Source organism: Pantoea sp. S62, from assembly GCF_016658625.1.
Taxonomy (GTDB): Bacteria; Pseudomonadota; Gammaproteobacteria; order Enterobacterales; family Enterobacteriaceae; genus Pantoea; species Pantoea vagans.
This window is the reverse complement of sequence record NZ_JACVVI010000001.1, coordinates 480,426-496,129: the sequence shown is the minus strand read 5'-3', so window position 1 is coordinate 496,129 and position 15,704 is coordinate 480,426. Positions and strand designations below refer to the sequence as shown.

Here is a 15,704-nt window from a genome sequence, read left to right as displayed (position 1 = left end):
CTGTTTTTATACACTATTCAAAGTTCTCATCACAGCGCCTGCAATAAAATAGTATCAATTCTGATTGTTCGCTTCTCGCTTAAAGCAGCAAGTCCTGTACACACGGCTGATATTTGTCAGGAGTAATGCTTATCCTCCTGACAGGTTTCGATGTGGCATGAGTAAAAACAGGTGTCATTTATCAATTACGAAGATGACAAATTTACTGGCACTGGCTTTGATAACTGTCTGCCTTATTCAGGAGGCAAAGCCTGCAGGATACGCTGCGCATCATTTGCGCTGAGCGGATAATCGTAAAATGTCCGGTAAAATTCCTGTGTGGCTTTGCGCAGATCCCGCTTTGAGAATAGCGCCGGATGCAGCTTTTTTGCCGCCCACTGGATCTGCAGTGCGACCTCAGTACCATAACGATCCCATGGAAATACACCTGATGGATTCTGCCAGACCTGGCGCTGCTTCACGGCTTTTACGCTGGCAAACAGCGTCCCGAATTCTGAGTCTGCCAGTGTTCCCGCTCCGGCTCCGATGATTATCACATCCGGGTTCCAGCGAATGACTTCCTCCGGAGAAACAGGCCGCATGTTGCCATTAACAGATGCCGCTACATTCCGGCCGCCGGCAAGCCTGATCCAGGTGTCAATCAGGGTATTGCGGCCATCCACTTTCAGCGGATGCAACGACTGGATATGCAGTACTCGCGGACGCTGTATGTCCGTGAGTGACGCCGTTTTAGCCTGAATATCTGCAATTTGATTATCCAGATAGTGATTGTATGCCTGCGCGCGGGCTGCCGCGGCTGGCGTGCCGACCACCTGAGCCGTGGTGATGAGCGAGCGTTTCATCGAGTCAAAATCATCAAAATTCATTGCCAGCACGGGAAGACCAGCCTGACGATAGGAGCCTGCATCAGGGTCGCTGGCGGGAACGAAAACGGCATCAACCTTTCGCGCTATCAGCGCTTCACTGTTAAAGGTCCTGCCATGCGCCTGCAGCGCCCGGTTTAACGATGGCTGCACTTTAAACATCCATGGTCGATCTGCAGGATGGTTTACAGTTGCCACGATGCGATCGCCGGCACCCAGCGTCATGAGCAGAGAGTGATGGGCAAACCAGGCATCGGCAATGTTCCGGGCAGGTTTATTTATCTCTACACGGTTTCCACTGTCGTCAGTCACTGTCTGAGCCGACGCCAGGGCACTGACTATCAGCAGCGGTATTACCCATTGCAGGCTTTTCATTTTTGACTACCCCATCAGAAACTAAGTTGCATGGAAACCTGCACCATGCGCGGTTCCCCCAGAGAGGCGCTGGCATAACCGGCACCGCTGTAGCCGTTCAGACCGCCCGGCACTATATTGGTCCAGTAGTGCCGATTCGTGAGGTTGGTAACATCAAGACGAAAGGTTGTAGCGGTCTCAAACAGACGGGTCTGATATGCCGCCCCCATATCCAGTGTGGTGTAACTGCTTACCCAGCCCTGATTTTGATTATCAGTAGTGCGCTGTCCCACATAGTGAATGCCACCGTGAATATCCGTGCCGCTGAACATCGGTAAGTCATAGGCCGCGAACAGGCTGGCCGTGTAACGTGGCAGACCCACGATCTGTTTATCAGCAGTCTGACTGCTGACCGTTTTCACCAGGCGGGGATCCAGCCAGGTCATGCCGCCAAACAGGTGCAGACGATCGGTGACATCCCCATCGGCTAACAGTTCAACGCCGCGGTTACGCTGCTCACCATCCACCCCGTAATCTCTGCTGGCGTTGGTATAAGCGAATGGACGTTTAATCTCAAACAGCGCGGCAGTAAGCAGCAGCTTATCAATAGCCAGTTTGCTGCCCGTCTCGATCTGGCGACTCCGGTATGGAGCCAGAATTGCTCCGGCGTTACTGGCGGTAGCGGGTGCGGTGTCGCCCTGCTGCAGGCTGTCGGCGTAGGTCACGTAAAGCGTCAGCGGATCGACTGGTTTGTAGATCACGCTGGCAGAGCTGCTAAAGCCACTGTCTGAGGCGTTACTGCTTCGGCGGCCCGTTCTGGCATAGCTGGATGAGCTGAGCAGGCTTTCGCTGCCCGCTAACAGTACGCTCCATTGTGGAGAAAGCTGAAGGGTATCGCTCAGCAGAAAAGCGTGCTGGGTGGCTGTTGCAGAATGGTAGCGATGGGTGAAATCAGGATAATCAGGCTCATTGAACGCCTGTGGATTGTCCAGCGAAGCGCTGCCCAATGTTAAAGTGCCACCATTTCGCGGGTTGTAATTTTTCCAGACAAAGCCCCGCACGCCGGTGGCTATCTGATGATGAATACGACTAGTATCAACCTCACCATTTAAGTCAGCCATGTAACTGTTAATCGTGAAGCGGCTGGCTGTCGCTGATGACGTCGTGGTCGTGTAATCGCCACGGTTACTGGTAAACGTATTAGTCACAGCAGTCGATTCGCGATCGGCGATCTGACGCAGCACGCCGACTTCACCGAGCCAGTTGCCATCAAAATCATGCTTCACATGGACACCGGCAGTCAGCGTGTGGTTATCATTTCCCGCGTAGGATTGCCCCAGGTGTGCTGTTTTCGGGTCTGGCGATGCGGGAAATGTTAAGCCTTTACCCAGCGCAAATTTCCCCGGCAGACCCTTTTCATAAAAATGGTAATAGCTGAAATTAGTTTCAAGCACAGTCTGGTCGCTCAGGGTCGCATCCAGTCCCAGACTGAAAAGCTGACGCCGCTTCTTACTGCCGCTGACATAGCCATTGCCCTCATCATCCAGCATATTCAGCCGGTAACGTAGCCGGTCATTTGCATCCACCGGACCACTGAAATCACCCGCGACCTGATGAGTCGGGCCTGTACCGGCCCCCAGGGTGAAGCTTCTCTGAGGTGTGTCACTGGCGCGCTTGCTGACAAAATTGAATAAGCCCGCCGGATTGGCCGGGCCATATAACGCGCCAGCAAGGCCATTGAGCACTTCAATATGGTCAAACTGTTCGGCTGCATAGTCCGTGGTCGACACGACATTGAGCCCATCAATCATACTGTTCTGAACAACGCTTCCCTGCATACCACGTGTCTGAGGACGAGCCCCCTCTCCCTGAACGGAAGGCAGGTAGCGGTAGAGATCGCTCACACTTTTAAATTGCTGCCGTTTCATAAGCTGGGGGGGAATGGTCTGAACTGACCACGGGGTGTTACGAACTTCCTGGGCACCCAGGTTTCCCAGGGTTGCTTTCTTATCGGTTTCGGCAGGTGCGTCGGATGACAGAGCGTTAACGGTCATGGCTGGTTGTTCGTTCGCGGCATACACAGGAAAAGCAGACAATAACATTGCGCTGGTGAACGTTGTTTTCACCAGGGTCGGACGTTTAATAAACATGAAGTTTCCAGAACACTGTCGACGGGGCAGGCACAGCCACTTATCGTTGTATTGAGGATTATATAACGATTATTGTAATTTAATCGACCCTTAGCCGGTACATCCGAACACTTGAGGCGTGGTTTGACTGTGAACTTTTCAGGCGAAACGGGCCGCGCGTAAGAGTAAGCGAGGCGGGTCGTACCCTGGCCGGTCAGCCTACCGGGGGGTTCATGGGCATAGAGCGGGCCTGTAATGCCTTCAGAAGTCACAGTCAGTTTTTGCGTCTCAAAGCTCCCTCTACGCTTAGCATGAGATGGCTTCTGGACGTGCTCAACAATTTCCGTGAAAACCACACCACTCCCGGAATCGAGATAACCAGCGTCTGGATGGATATGGACGAGGTGGACTTCAGCCGCGAACCTTACGACTGTGCAATTCTGCCCGGCAACGGTCATTTTGGGGAGAGTACAGAGAGCAGGCTGCTTTTCAGCGAGCGGCTGATACCGGTCTGTTCTCCTGCGATGCTCGTCAGCGCAAGGAAGTTTCTTCCTGACTGTGACCTTATCCATCCCTCCCCGGACCGTCGTGACAGGCAGAGGTGGCTGTAGAGAACCGGGCGTTTCAAGGGGCTCAGCATCAGTAGCGAAAAAGTATTTGATACGCTGGAGCAGGGAAACCTTGCCGCCCTGAGCGGACATGGCGTCTCTGTTGGTGACCTGCTTTTGAGCAGCGAGGCATTAAAAAGTGGTCTGCTAGCACTTCCTTTCACGGAGGCGGTGGCAACCGGTGACGGATATTATCTGGTGTGGCCGGAAAATTCTCCCGTAAAGCAGAATGTTGAAATACTGCTGAACTGGCTTAATCGCCATATCCCTCAGCTTCCTGAGGAGAACCTGAAATACCTTAATATTGACGAAAAAAAGATTTCCTGAGCAAGGCTCGCTCAATAAGGCCTGTCTGCTGTAACCGTACACACAGCATGACTATTGTACATGCCAGTTCATTTTTGACTTGAGCAAAGGTGTTCTGCCGCAGGCAAACTGAAGGTATACGATTACCGCTCAAAGCAGACAGTGCCAGACTCAGTTGCCAACAATGCAGTAGCGATCATTAAATTTATAGCCGAAGAATTAATGGATGAGATTATGCAGAGAAAAAACAATGAGCAACACACCGCCGGAAATATTAACGTATTTTTTGAGCGTCGATGGATTAATTTTTTTCGATGAGAATACCAGCGTTTGAGCGAGCGCGTAAAGCCAGACGCTCATAACTGCTATATGAACGGATGCCAGCATCAGGTAGTTGCAAACGCCGCCTTTAACACCTGCGAATTGTGAAACCACTGTCAGATAAAAAAGTATGGCTTTAGGGTTCAGAAGATTAGCCAGCCAGGCTTCTTTTAAAGTCACGTAATGCTTTGCATCAGTAGACCCGCCTGAACTTACCATTATCCCACTACGGATGAGTACAGCACCTAACCAAAGCAGCCAGGCAGTTCCGGCAACTTTAAGCACAGTAAACGCTGCTGGCGACGAGATGAGCACAGCCGTGATACCGAACCCTATAAAAAAAGCATGGGTATATATACCCAGAGCTGTTCCAGCGAGAGTCCTGAACAGGCCTTTATGGCCTTCTGCCAGAGCACTGTTCATAACAAGGGTGAAACTTGCTCCCGGGGACAGTGCAACAGGGAGTAGTGCTGGCATAAAGCCAAAAATATTCACATCCATAGATTCAGGATATTAATTGGCACTCTTTGAAATTGCCAGTCCAGAAATTTCGCAAAATCGTAATGTTCAGCCAAGCAAAACAGGTAATCGTGATGTATCAAACGTCCGCTTCTCGCTCATAACGGACATTCGCCTGCCGTCAGTCCGTTTTATGCCAAAGCAGACATATAAAAACTCATTTTCGCACCTGAAGTGACTATTAACCCGATAGTCTGCATCACGTGAGCGGCCTACACAGATAAACCCGACTCAGCAATAAAGTCGATAAAGCAGCGGACTCGGGGTGAGAGGTAGCGGCCTGATGGCCACACGGCGGAGAAATGCCCCTGCTTTGTACAGTACCCTTTCATCACTTCTTTGAGCTGTCCTCCTGCCAGCGCTTCGCGGACTATAAAGTCGGGCAGATAGCTAATGCCCGTACCCGCCAGGCTCAGGCCAATGGCAGCTTCAATATTATTCACCGTCAGAACCGACGAAGCGCTTAGCGCAACCCCGGGGCGGAGACCGTTCAGTTCCCAGGGCTGCAGCATACCTGTTGAGGGTAATCGAAAAAGAATGCACCTGTGCGCCGCCAGCTCCGAAGGTGACGCCGGCACGCCTTTTTCCTCCAGATAGCCTGGACTGGCGCAGAGAGTGAAGCTGAATTCACCCAGCCTTCTGGCGGTCAGTCTGGAGTCAGCCAGCTCGCCGCTGCGTATTGCCACATCGAACCCTTCATCAATGATATTCACCAGACGGTCGCTGAAATCCAGTTCCATTTCGACCTGCGGGTAACGTCGGTTAAATGCGGAAAGAGCGGGAAGCAGAAGCCTGTAGCCTATTACGGGCAGGGAAACCCGAAGTTTTCCCACGGGTTCAGCAGCACTGTTCGTCAGCTCTGATTCGGCCTCATGAAGCTGCTCAAGAATATGCTTACACCTGACCAGTAGTGCCGCCCCTTCCGGGGTCAGACTTACCTTTCTTGTGCTGCGATTAAGAAGCCGTACGCCCAGTTTATGTTCAAGTCTGGCAACGTTTTTACCGACCGCTGACGCTGAAATACCCAGCAGTCTTGCAGCCTCCACAAAACTCAGCGTTTCAGCTGTCCGTACAAAGGAGGTAAGAGAAGTCAGGCTGTCCATTAATTATTAACTTTATGTCTGCTCAGAAGGTAGCTGCAGTCTATTTATCTGCGCTTTTGTCCGCAATAACATCACAGCAGTTTTCATTCATCAGCTGTCCGGATAATTAAGGTCACATCATGACATTTGCAGCCAGCACGTTCTGTCGCACCCAAAGAACCGCAGCAGCCCTTACCATTTTTATGGCGGCTACGCTTCTGCCGTTAAGTTTTACCGGCGGCGTGGTAACAACGCCAGCCATACAGCGCATGCTGGGTGGCTCACCCGGCGAGCTGTCATGGCTTACGAATGGATTTATGCTGACGTTCGGCAGTTTTCTGCTGGCAGCAGGCATAGCGGCAGATGCCATCGGGAGAAAACCGGTTTTTATCGCCGGCGCAGTGCTGTTCTGTCTCAGCAGTATTTTCACCGTCCTCACGAATAACCTGATGATGTCAGGTATTCTCAGGTGTGTGCAGGGACTGGCAGCGGCCATGTTACTGGCCAGCGGAAGCGCTCTGCTGGCCAGGCTCTATACCGGCGCTGCCCGGACCCGCATGTTCGGCCTGCTGGGCACCGTCTTTGGCGCTGGCCTGGCATTCGGCCCCCTGGCGGTTGGGCTCGTTACGGATGCGCTCACCTGGCGCTGGGTCTATATTCTGTTTGCTGTACTTTCAGGATGCGTGCTGCTCGCCGGTATGATGTTTTTGCCTCTGTCACAGCAGAGCAGTCTGTCCCCTTCAGATAAAACAGGTCTGGCGTTATTTACGGCGGCGCTGATGGTGTTTACCACGGCGGTTATGCTGCTGCCCACACAAGGGTTTTTATCACTTCTCACACTCGCTTTATTACTCAGCTCTGTACTGCTCTTCAGCGGGTTTATCGTGCGATGCCTGCGCGTGAGCAATCCTGTCCTGGATATTCACCTGCTCCGAAGTCCGCGCTTTGTCGGGGTCTTGCTGCTGCCGTTAGCCACCTGCTATTGCTACGTTGTTCTGTTAATCATTATTCCGCTGCATTTTATGGGCGGGAGTGGATTTAGCGAGTCTCAGAGCGCGATTTATCTTATGGCACTCACGTCTCCAATGCTGGTCGTTCCTTACTTCGCAGCCCTGCTGACGCGCTGGTTTTCGCCGGCAGTATTATCAGCCTCAGGGCTGATGCTCGCCTCTGCCGGGTTACTTTTCCTCAGTCCCGCGTTACGCGGTAACAGCACAACTCTTCTTCTCATCCCGATGCTGATAACGGGGGCTGGAGCGGGATTACCGTGGGGACTGATGGATGGACTGGCCATTTCTTCCGTTCCGGTTGAAAAGGCAGGTATGGCGGCGGGCCTGTTCAACACCGTTCGTGTTGCAGGAGAGGGTATCGCTCTTGCGATAGTATCCGCGTTTCTCACTGAGATGAACGATCTGAACCTTAACAAAACCGTGCATGGTTTTTCGCCACAGGAGATTCACCTTGCAGCATCCTGGCTGGGAGGCGGTAATATTCAGCAGGCCATCACCCTTCTAACCGGCGTGCCGCGTGGGGTAGTCCAGGTCAGTTATGACAATGCATATTCATTGCTATTTCAGGTCCTGGCTGCACTAACGTTTGTTTGTGCGATTACTGTCTGGGTCATGCTGGGCCATAAGGCCTTTGATTCAGCTACGGCCAGTACTGATTCCAGAGACGATAACATAGAATACTGACATGAGTGCTGTGTCCGCTTTGTGCCAGAAGCAGACTTTGTTGATACGCGGTCTAAAAGCTGCAAGGAGCATGCCGAGCTTAGGTTGAACAAATTTATGTCAGCCTTACAAGGACTTCGCAAAACAGACCGCCTCTTTCCGACCTACGTATGGTCCGTAATTCTCTATGCGTATGTATCCGTTTTTCTCATAGAAATTTACAGCCTTACGGTTAACATGGCGCGTTTCAAGCCAGAGTTCGTTATATCCCATGCTCTTCGCGGTTGCTTCCAGGAAGGTAAGCAAGGCGTTACCAATACCGGGAAAGCTACGGTCCGAAAACATCCTTTTAAGTTCAGCTATATTTTCAGTTAACGGTCGAACAGCTCCGCATCCTATCGCTTTTCCCCTGCTGTCCCGTGCCAGTGCCCACAAAGCTCTGTTCTCATTTATTGAGTCTGTTGTGAAGTTGCTTTTGCCACTATTGCCGGTAATAGAGGCGAGTTCTGCTGACAATTTGTCGATTAAGTGACGAGAGTCTGGAGAAAGTGGATCTGATTTCTCTACTGTTATCATGCCAGTATCCTTTTCAAATAATATTCGTCAGGCCAGAAGCAGATGATGACAAAACGTCATCCTTCAAATAATGATGCTGAGTAGATAGCTTGCAGCATAATCGCCTGAACGGATATGCCTTTACGTCCGCTTCTTGCTCATAGCGACCTTCAATCTCACATGAACGTTATCGATTTCCACAGACATCAACTTTTTCGCCAGTAAGTCTCTCAACCACCTTTATTGTGTCTGGATCACCATGCCAGGCCATGCAACCTAAACAATCTCCGCCACAGTCTAAATTCAATGTGTCTGGTATTTTACTCATTGGCTGATTGCAGGTCTGGCAATTGTTTTCTCTCACTGGAAATGGCATCCGTTTTTTGATTTTCATTTCAATGTTTCCCGACATATCACTCTTATGTGCGCTGTTCGCTCATATGAAACAACCATAATCACATCTCCTAACCCAAAGGAGATTGAGCATGACAACATCCCCGCTGGAATAAGGACGGTATTATTAGCCAGAAACGGCTTCTTCAGATCTCTCATATCTGGGAAATCCGTATCAGACTTGAGCTGTAAGTAAAAGTGCGCGATTTAGCTCTGCTTAACATGGCTCTGGACAGTACACTTCGGGACAGTAATCTGATTAAGCTAAAAGTTTCTGATGTGGCCTGTGGGCACTCTGTTTCGGGCAGAGCGACAGTGCTGCAGCAAAAAAACGGGAAGCCCCGTTCAGTTTGAACTGACTAAGGGAACAAGAGAGGCTGTAGCAGCATGGATCAAAATGGCTCATCTGCGTAATAGCGACTATCTGTTCCAGTCCCGCATTGGTTCTTCACGGCATATCTCAGCCAGGCAATATAACCGTATTTTTCATGGATGGATTGATACGCTGGGTCTCAACGGGACTCTGTACAGTAGGCATTCTATGCGAAGAACCAAGCCATATCTGATCTATAAAAAAACGAAGAATCTTTGAGTGATCCAGCTACAGTTTGGTCACAAAAAACTCGAAAGTACAGTCCGTTATCTCGGTATGAAGTGGATGATGCACTGGAGATATCTGAGTCTATTGAAGTTTAATTTGTGGGGGCTGCAACAGCAGCCCTGTGCCAGAGGCGGACATTTATGAATTTGCATCGCATTAACTGTGGAAAAAAAAATTTATAGTGAGATATTCTGATTATTGTTTTTCAACAGGAGGATGCATGGAAAGTCTGTTTGTTTATGGAACGCTGGGGCCAGGCCGTCCTAACGCTCATATTCTCGAAAAGATAGGTGGTACATGGCGCGAAGGGCATGTCGCAGGCTCCCTCATCAATGAAGGTTGGGCAGCCGAAATGGGCTATCCCGGTATTATTCTGGATAACTCAGGCAATCGCGTGCAAGGATTCCTTTTTACGTCAGATAATCTGCAGCATCACTGGGATGTACTTGATGAATTTGAAGGTAGTCAATATGAGCGCGTGCCTGTTAAGGTTACTATGAGTGATGGGGAAACCGCCAGTTCATACATTTACATGTTAAAAAAATAATGGCATTAAGTCCGCTAATCAGCGGGCTATCTTCTCTAAAAACCCTTTTATAACGTCAGCTCCTCGCTCATAGCGGACGCCTGACTGCATGTAATCTGCTGTGTGCCAGGAGCGGACGCTGGGAACTGCCTGAGCATAGTTAAACCGCGTGCCATCGCGCTCTTCCCAGGCGATTTTGAGGTTAAGAGAAACCTCCTGAGAATGACTGAATTTTACTGAGGGTTAAGTTATCTCAGGTATCTCAGTTTCATTTCACCGAATTGTAAGCCTTGAAGGCGGGATTTTTTTCAAAAATTTCAGCTACAAAATCCATGAATACAGTCGCCCGTTTTGGCAAAAGTCGATTGGCAACATAAACGGCCTGGATGGGAACGGGCGAAGCAGTGTAATCAGTCAGCAATAACTGTAATTCGCCATTTTCCAGTCCCTCTTTGAACAACCATTCCGGACCCTGTGCGATCCCAGTCCCTGCATTGACAAATTTCTGTATTGCTTCAGGTGAATTGACCCTGAGCCGGCCAGAAACAGGAACACTGATATCCTGAAATCTCCAGGTGGCTCCTGTCGTCAGCAGGGTATAAATCAAACAATCATGTTTTTTTAAATCTTCTGGTGTATCAGGGGTTCCGTGTTTAGCCAGGTATTTGTTACTGGCAACACAGACTCGCACAAACATCCCAAGCCTCCGGGCACGCATAGCACTGTCCTCCAGGTGGCCAATGCGTATTGCCAGTTCAGCCCCTTCATCAACAAGATTGATATAGCGGTCATTAATCTGCAGGTCAAGTTCCAGCTCAGGGTAGCGTTCTAAAAAAACCGGGATGTGCGGTACTAAGAATGTATGAGCCAGTGCTGTAGGGCAGGCAACGCGTAACAGCCCTGTTGGACTGACATTTTCTCTGAAAGAAGAATCTGACTCTTCGACGGCTTCAAGAATTCGCCTTGCTTCCAGATAATAACGTTCTCCTTCAGGCGTTAATGAGAGCTTGCGGGTCGATCTGTGAAGTAATCTGGTCTGCAGATGTTCTTCGAGGTTTGCTACATGACGACTGATGTTCGGTTGCCCTAAACCTAAATCCCTGCCAGCAGCGGAAAAGCTGCCTCTTTCAACAGTACGGACAAAACATGTCATCAAAAGTAGTTTATCCATTTTGTTGCCCATCTATGCTTTTAAAGCATGAAATATATTCAAATATACAATCTTATCACTCAGTTTGCATGAGCATATATTTTCTCCCTGTCGGTCATTCTCTGATCCGTCGTTAAATCCAGCAGGAGATTTTAAGATGTCCAGATTACAGGGTAAGCGCGCACTGATCACAGGCGGAACTAGTGGTATTGGTCTTGAAACAGCGAAGCTGTTTATTGCAGAAGGTGCCCGCGTTATTGTTACCGGGGTAAACCCGGATTCAATTGCAAAGACAAAAGCAGAATTGGGTAATGAAGTGTTAGTAGTAAGCGCTGATTCCGCTGATGTAACCGCACAAAAAGCGCTGGCTCAGGCGGTAAAGGAACACTTTGGTGAGCTTGATATCGCTTTCCTGAATGCAGGCATATCGATGTATATGCCAATTGAACTATGGACAGAGGAGCTGTTTGACCGCATTTATGATATCAACGTCAAAGGCCCTTACTTCCTGATGCAGGCTCTGCTGCCCGTCTTCGCCAGCTCTGCATCGGTGGTCTTTAATACATCAGTAAATGCTCACACAGGCCCCGTGAATTCTTCTGTGTATGGCTCAACGAAAGCAGCATTACTGAACATGTCGAAAACACTTTCTAATGAGCTGCTTTCCCGTGGGGTCCGTATCAACGCAGTGAGCCCTGGCCCTGTTGACACACCGCTTTACGATAAGGCGGGGATACCGGTCGAATATCATGATCAGGTAATGAAAGATATCGTTGCAACCATTCCTGCAGGTCGTTTTGGTAAGCCTCAGGAAGTAGCGCAAGCAGTGCTTTACTTCGCCTCTGATGAGTCTGCCTGGACTGTGGGTTCAGAAATCATCATTGACGGCGGCGTTTTGATTTAAGCCCCAAAAATAATATCTACTATTAATCAAGCCCGTCACCTTTTATAGCGACGGGCTTTCATTCTATTTGGCGTCTGAGATGTCTATCCAATGTCCTGCTCCTGGTTAATCAACCCTGGTGCAGCTTTGTAATAAGCCCGTGGTGAGGGTAAATACAGAGTTCCGCTTTTCGCTCACAGCGGAGCTTGCAGCACGTATATCCGCTTTGTGCCAGAAGCGGACACTTTAGTTTAAATATGGACATGTCAGCGTCTTTTTTGATTGCTTCAGACTGGCCCGGTTACTTCACTACCGGGTCCTTTTTAAGGGAAAGCATGTTCATAAACTCGTCATCCAGATGAAGGTGTTGCCGGACAAGATCAGGAGGTGTACTGGCCAGCCACTGGTTAAGTGAAATATCGGCATAATGATCACTTTTGAAAAGCTCAAGAAAACGTAGTGGCCCCTTACCGGTGTTTTCGATGTAATGTCCCATAGCAAAAGGAACATATCCCACATCTCCGGCGCGGTAGTCGAAAGTCCTTGCCTGACCGGATGATGCAAAGACCCCCATCCGCCCCTCACCTTTAAGGTAATACTGCCATTCATCATTGTTAGGGTGCCAGTGCAGCTCCCGCAGTCCGCCCGGCTCAATTTCCACCAGTGCGGCGGCAATCGTTTTTGAAACCGGAAAATTGGACGAATCTGTGATCCTGACGGTTCCTCCCGGTGCGCGTACAGGCTCTTGTGCCAGCATCCTGTGTGTAAAGCGGGTTTTCGACTTCGCCGCGCCTTTAATGCTGTCTGATTCCAGGCTGCCCGGAATCTTGCCAGCAAAAATGTACTCATCATCAGGCGAGGGCAGGTGCGAAAATGAAGATACCGGTACCTTGAAATTTTTGGCGAGAATGTCCGGGGGAACATGCCTGAACCAGTCTGACAGCAAAAAAGTGCTGTCCTCATCAAAATTTCCGTCGTCAAAAGCCAGTAAAAATTCACAGCCATCGGGACCGAGCCCCTGAATCGAGTGGGGAATACCGGGTGGAAAATACCATAGATCACCTGCAGCGATATCATCTACAAACCACCCTCCGCTGGCGTCAAAAGCGGTAACCCGCGCATTGCCGTAAGTCATATAAGCCCACTCCCCCTCTTTATGCCAGTGCAGTTCACGGATACCTCCGGCATTGAGACGCATGTCCACACCCGCGATTGTGGTAGAGATGCCCAACTCCCGCTGTGTCACCTGACGCGTCCAGCCACCGCTTCCTTTGCGAACATGTGCATCACTAAAAGAAAAGCGAAGATTTGGCAGCGTTCCGCTGTCTGTGTCGGGTGGATTTAAAATGTCCGGATTTTCTGCCTCACGGGTAGGATCATGGGGGCCGGGATCCCGTCCCCCACCTTCGGTCCCTGCCGGAAACGTCTTTACGCTGTTGTCATGTGCCATGGCCTGACCAGCTGCAAGCGCGACAGTGCCACCTGCCGCAAAAGCCATAAAGTGTCGTCTTGTCAGTGATTTCATATCCATCCCTCCTCAGAATATTTTTTTATACGGCTTTTTGTTACCGCTCTGAAGTTATAAACGGGCTCAAAGCTTAGGGAACAACAACTTTGTAACACTGAGGAAAGGGGTAGAATGCTCATCAATAGTAAAGATTAGTGAAAGTATTAAGTAAATTTAATGTTGTTTAATCGCCGTATAGTTATAAGGGTCTTGTCTCGAAAAACAAAGCACTTATCGTCAAATAATGCGGGCCGTTATGATTTTCTTTTTCCCATTCATGAGTAACTATTGATAAGAATTTTTACGAATTAAGCGGTTTGATAAGTCCTGAGCCTTCGGAAAATCTCACACACGGTCTCAGATAGGCGTACTGTTGTTGAGGCTGCACTATTATCCCTGATTACACCCCACACAACGAAGTCCGCTTCTCGCTCTTAGCGGACATTAATGACGTGGTATTTATAAAACATGGTGCAAAACTCTTGTTAAATTGAGCTATCTAGTGGAAGTGAAAATTTAAGACCGGAGAGAGCCTTAAGTGAAAGCATTTACGGTGCGTCGAATTAATGAGAGCGATCCAGAAGATTTCAGAAGATTAAGGCTGGAAGCATTGCTCCTTCATCCAGACGCTTTTGGCGCGTCCTACGAAGACTGGAGCCAGAAGCCAGCACCATTCTTTGCTGAAAAAATTGCGAACCAATTATGTTTTCGGTGGATTTGACCTTCACAACACCATACAGGGCCTGATTGGTTTGAGCTTGAGTACCTCATCAAAGCTGAGTCATGTCGCTACTATCTGGGGAATGTATGTCCGTGCCGGGATGAGGGGCTCGGGACTATCATCAGGGCTAATGGAGGCTGCGCAGAAAGCTGCAAGCTCAGTAAGAACTATAAAGCTTTCCGTCGTCACAACGAATCATGCCGCGTATGCACTCTATCTGTCGTACGGTTTCACTAACTGGGCCACTGATACTGCTGCGCTTTACGCTAAGGGTATTTTCATGACGAATATCTTATGAGACGAGATTCGGAAAACGACTCATACATTCAATGAAATGACATCCTGTTTAGGTTTCCACTACTATGTTGCTTAACTTAACCTGGTGAGATTGATCTGCTTCCAGTTAATTCTCACACAATGCTTATAATCGTACCCGATGTTCGCTCTTTGCAGAGACTATGTACATCAGAAATTGCCTGCATCGGCAGTTAAGATGCAGGCGTACTGTTGTAGTCATTCAGACGTCCGCCATGATCATTTGAGGATAAGCAGAATGCTCCTGGAAAAGCTCAGATTACTTGAGTGCAGCCTTCATGGTGACAGGCGAAACGATTGGGAGTGGCTTGAGCTGATTCTTCATCCTGCGTTCCGGGAAATCACCCGATCAGGTGTAATGGTCAACCGATCAGAGACCATTACGGCGCTGCTGAGTGAGAAGGATGAACCCTTTATTCTCAGCAGCGATTTCCGGCTCACGGAGATGGGCTGCGGTAGCGCGCTGCTTCACTATCGGACGTTTTGCGCTGATGGCACCCATCCTTCATTACGTTCCTCTTACTGGATTTGTTCAGATGAAGGCCAGTGGATGCTGTTTTTTCACCAGGGAACGCCAGCGGCAGGCACAGAGGTTCAGGGGTGAGCTGCATACTCAGGGCTGAGGAGATGTGTTTATGCGGACGGTTATAGTTGTGCCATACGATGATAAATGGCCTGAGATGTTTGAAGCGGAAAGTTTACTGATAAAGACACTGCTCGGTGGAGTGGCTAAAGATATCCATCACATTGGCAGCACATCCGTGCCTGGTCTCTCAGCAAAGCCCGTTATCGACATATTGCTGGAAGTCTCCGACATTAATGAATTGGACAGATATAATTGTGCAATGGCCCAAGCCGGTTATGTTATCCGCGGTGAGAACGGGATATCAGGGCGAAGATATTTCATTAAGGGTGGCGAACAGCGAAGTCATCAGGTGCATGCATTTGCTAGTGGCGATATGCAGGTACTAAGACATCTTGTTTTCCGCGATTACTTACGAAAAAACACACCCATCGCAGGAATGTATGCTGAGCTGAAACACTCGGCAGCACGACTCAGCAGGAACGATGCTCATCGTTACAGCGCGCTCAAAGCGAACTTTATAGCGCATCATTTACGTCTGGCCCAGGCTGAGTCAGAACGATAAGGAATGAGTTCATTGCAGGATGTCATGTCCCCTTTTATCCTTCAGCAGAC

At 49.5% G+C, this 15,704-nt stretch carries 15 protein-coding genes and 2 pseudogenes; 9 read left to right on the top strand and 8 right to left on the bottom strand.

The window, feature by feature from the left end; genetic code table 11:
- Positions 1-233 precede the first annotated feature (233 nt).
- Both IBT54_RS02330 and IBT54_RS02325 read right to left on the bottom strand, forming a co-directional pair.
- A complete protein-coding gene (locus tag IBT54_RS02330; RefSeq protein ID WP_095708004.1) occupies positions 234-1,238 on the bottom strand; it encodes an ABC transporter substrate-binding protein in 1,005 nt (334 codons plus the stop codon).
- A gap of 14 nt (positions 1,239-1,252) precedes the next feature.
- On the bottom strand, positions 1,253-3,271 hold the full coding sequence (locus IBT54_RS02325) for a TonB-dependent receptor (protein WP_370585060.1): 2,019 nt from the start codon (positions 3,269-3,271) through the stop codon (positions 1,253-1,255).
- Between the two features lie 185 nt (positions 3,272-3,456).
- Here IBT54_RS02325 and IBT54_RS02320 point away from each other — a divergent pair.
- A pseudogene (locus IBT54_RS02320) lies at positions 3,457-4,281 on the top strand (LysR substrate-binding domain-containing protein); the annotation flags it as partial.
- A gap of 198 nt (positions 4,282-4,479) precedes the next feature.
- Here IBT54_RS02320 and IBT54_RS02315 read toward each other — a convergent pair.
- Both IBT54_RS02315 and IBT54_RS02310 read right to left on the bottom strand, forming a co-directional pair.
- Positions 4,480-5,082 carry a LysE family translocator gene (locus IBT54_RS02315; RefSeq protein WP_201251480.1) on the bottom strand — a complete coding sequence of 201 codons (603 nt, stop codon included), beginning with the start codon at positions 5,080-5,082 and terminating at the stop codon, positions 4,480-4,482.
- A gap of 230 nt (positions 5,083-5,312) precedes the next feature.
- Complete coding sequence (locus tag IBT54_RS02310; RefSeq protein WP_201251479.1) at positions 5,313-6,203, bottom strand: LysR family transcriptional regulator; 891 nt, start codon at positions 6,201-6,203, stop codon at positions 5,313-5,315.
- A gap of 119 nt (positions 6,204-6,322) precedes the next feature.
- Here IBT54_RS02310 and IBT54_RS02305 point away from each other — a divergent pair, with 119 nt between their 5' ends.
- Positions 6,323-7,876: an MFS transporter gene (locus IBT54_RS02305; protein WP_236262786.1), complete on the top strand. Its 1,554-nt coding sequence runs from the start codon at positions 6,323-6,325 to the stop codon at positions 7,874-7,876.
- A gap of 105 nt (positions 7,877-7,981) precedes the next feature.
- Here IBT54_RS02305 and IBT54_RS02300 read toward each other — a convergent pair whose 3' ends face one another.
- Both IBT54_RS02300 and IBT54_RS02295 read right to left on the bottom strand, forming a co-directional pair.
- Positions 7,982-8,431 (bottom strand): GNAT family N-acetyltransferase, encoded by a 450-nt coding sequence (locus IBT54_RS02300; protein WP_095707998.1) that lies wholly within the window; start codon positions 8,429-8,431, stop codon positions 7,982-7,984.
- Between the two features lie 166 nt (positions 8,432-8,597).
- Positions 8,598-8,804 carry a hypothetical protein gene (locus tag IBT54_RS02295; protein WP_201251477.1) on the bottom strand — a complete coding sequence of 69 codons (207 nt, stop codon included), beginning with the start codon at positions 8,802-8,804 and terminating at the stop codon, positions 8,598-8,600.
- A 91-nt stretch (positions 8,805-8,895) separates the two neighbouring features.
- Here IBT54_RS02295 and IBT54_RS25085 point away from each other — a divergent pair.
- Positions 8,896-9,499, top strand: a pseudogene (locus IBT54_RS25085) (tyrosine-type recombinase/integrase).
- A gap of 125 nt (positions 9,500-9,624) precedes the next feature.
- Positions 9,625-9,951 (top strand): gamma-glutamylcyclotransferase, encoded by a 327-nt coding sequence (locus IBT54_RS02290; RefSeq protein WP_041456454.1) that lies wholly within the window; start codon positions 9,625-9,627, stop codon positions 9,949-9,951.
- Between the two features lie 247 nt (positions 9,952-10,198).
- Here the strand turns inward: IBT54_RS02290 and IBT54_RS02285 are convergent, their stop codons facing one another.
- The gene (locus tag IBT54_RS02285) at positions 10,199-11,101 is read right to left on the bottom strand and encodes a LysR family transcriptional regulator (protein ID WP_095708108.1); all 903 of its coding nucleotides are present in this window, start codon (positions 11,099-11,101) and stop codon (positions 10,199-10,201) included.
- A 136-nt stretch (positions 11,102-11,237) separates the two neighbouring features.
- Here IBT54_RS02285 and IBT54_RS02280 point away from each other — a divergent pair, with 136 nt between their 5' ends.
- Positions 11,238-11,984 (top strand): SDR family oxidoreductase, encoded by a 747-nt coding sequence (locus IBT54_RS02280; RefSeq protein ID WP_013196030.1) that lies wholly within the window; start codon positions 11,238-11,240, stop codon positions 11,982-11,984.
- 280 nt (positions 11,985-12,264) lie between these two features.
- Here IBT54_RS02280 and IBT54_RS02275 read toward each other — a convergent pair whose 3' ends face one another.
- A complete protein-coding gene (locus tag IBT54_RS02275; protein ID WP_041456453.1) occupies positions 12,265-13,488 on the bottom strand; it encodes an oxalate decarboxylase family bicupin in 1,224 nt (407 codons plus the stop codon).
- Between the two features lie 520 nt (positions 13,489-14,008).
- Here IBT54_RS02275 and IBT54_RS02270 point away from each other — a divergent pair.
- From IBT54_RS02270 to IBT54_RS02255, 4 genes are all read left to right on the top strand, one after another.
- Positions 14,009-14,191 (top strand): hypothetical protein, encoded by a 183-nt coding sequence (locus tag IBT54_RS02270; protein WP_199226969.1) that lies wholly within the window; start codon positions 14,009-14,011, stop codon positions 14,189-14,191.
- Entirely contained in the window at positions 14,103-14,489 is a 387-nt protein-coding gene (locus IBT54_RS25430) for a GNAT family N-acetyltransferase (RefSeq protein ID WP_370585056.1), read from the top strand. Before IBT54_RS02270 ends, IBT54_RS25430 begins: the two co-directional genes overlap by 89 nt.
- A 375-nt stretch (positions 14,490-14,864) precedes the next feature.
- Complete coding sequence (locus tag IBT54_RS02260) at positions 14,865-15,110, top strand: hypothetical protein (RefSeq protein WP_370585055.1); 246 nt, start codon at positions 14,865-14,867, stop codon at positions 15,108-15,110.
- A gap of 31 nt (positions 15,111-15,141) precedes the next feature.
- A complete protein-coding gene (locus tag IBT54_RS02255) occupies positions 15,142-15,654 on the top strand; it encodes a GrpB family protein (RefSeq protein WP_041456451.1) in 513 nt (170 codons plus the stop codon).
- Positions 15,655-15,704: the final 50 nt, after the last annotated feature.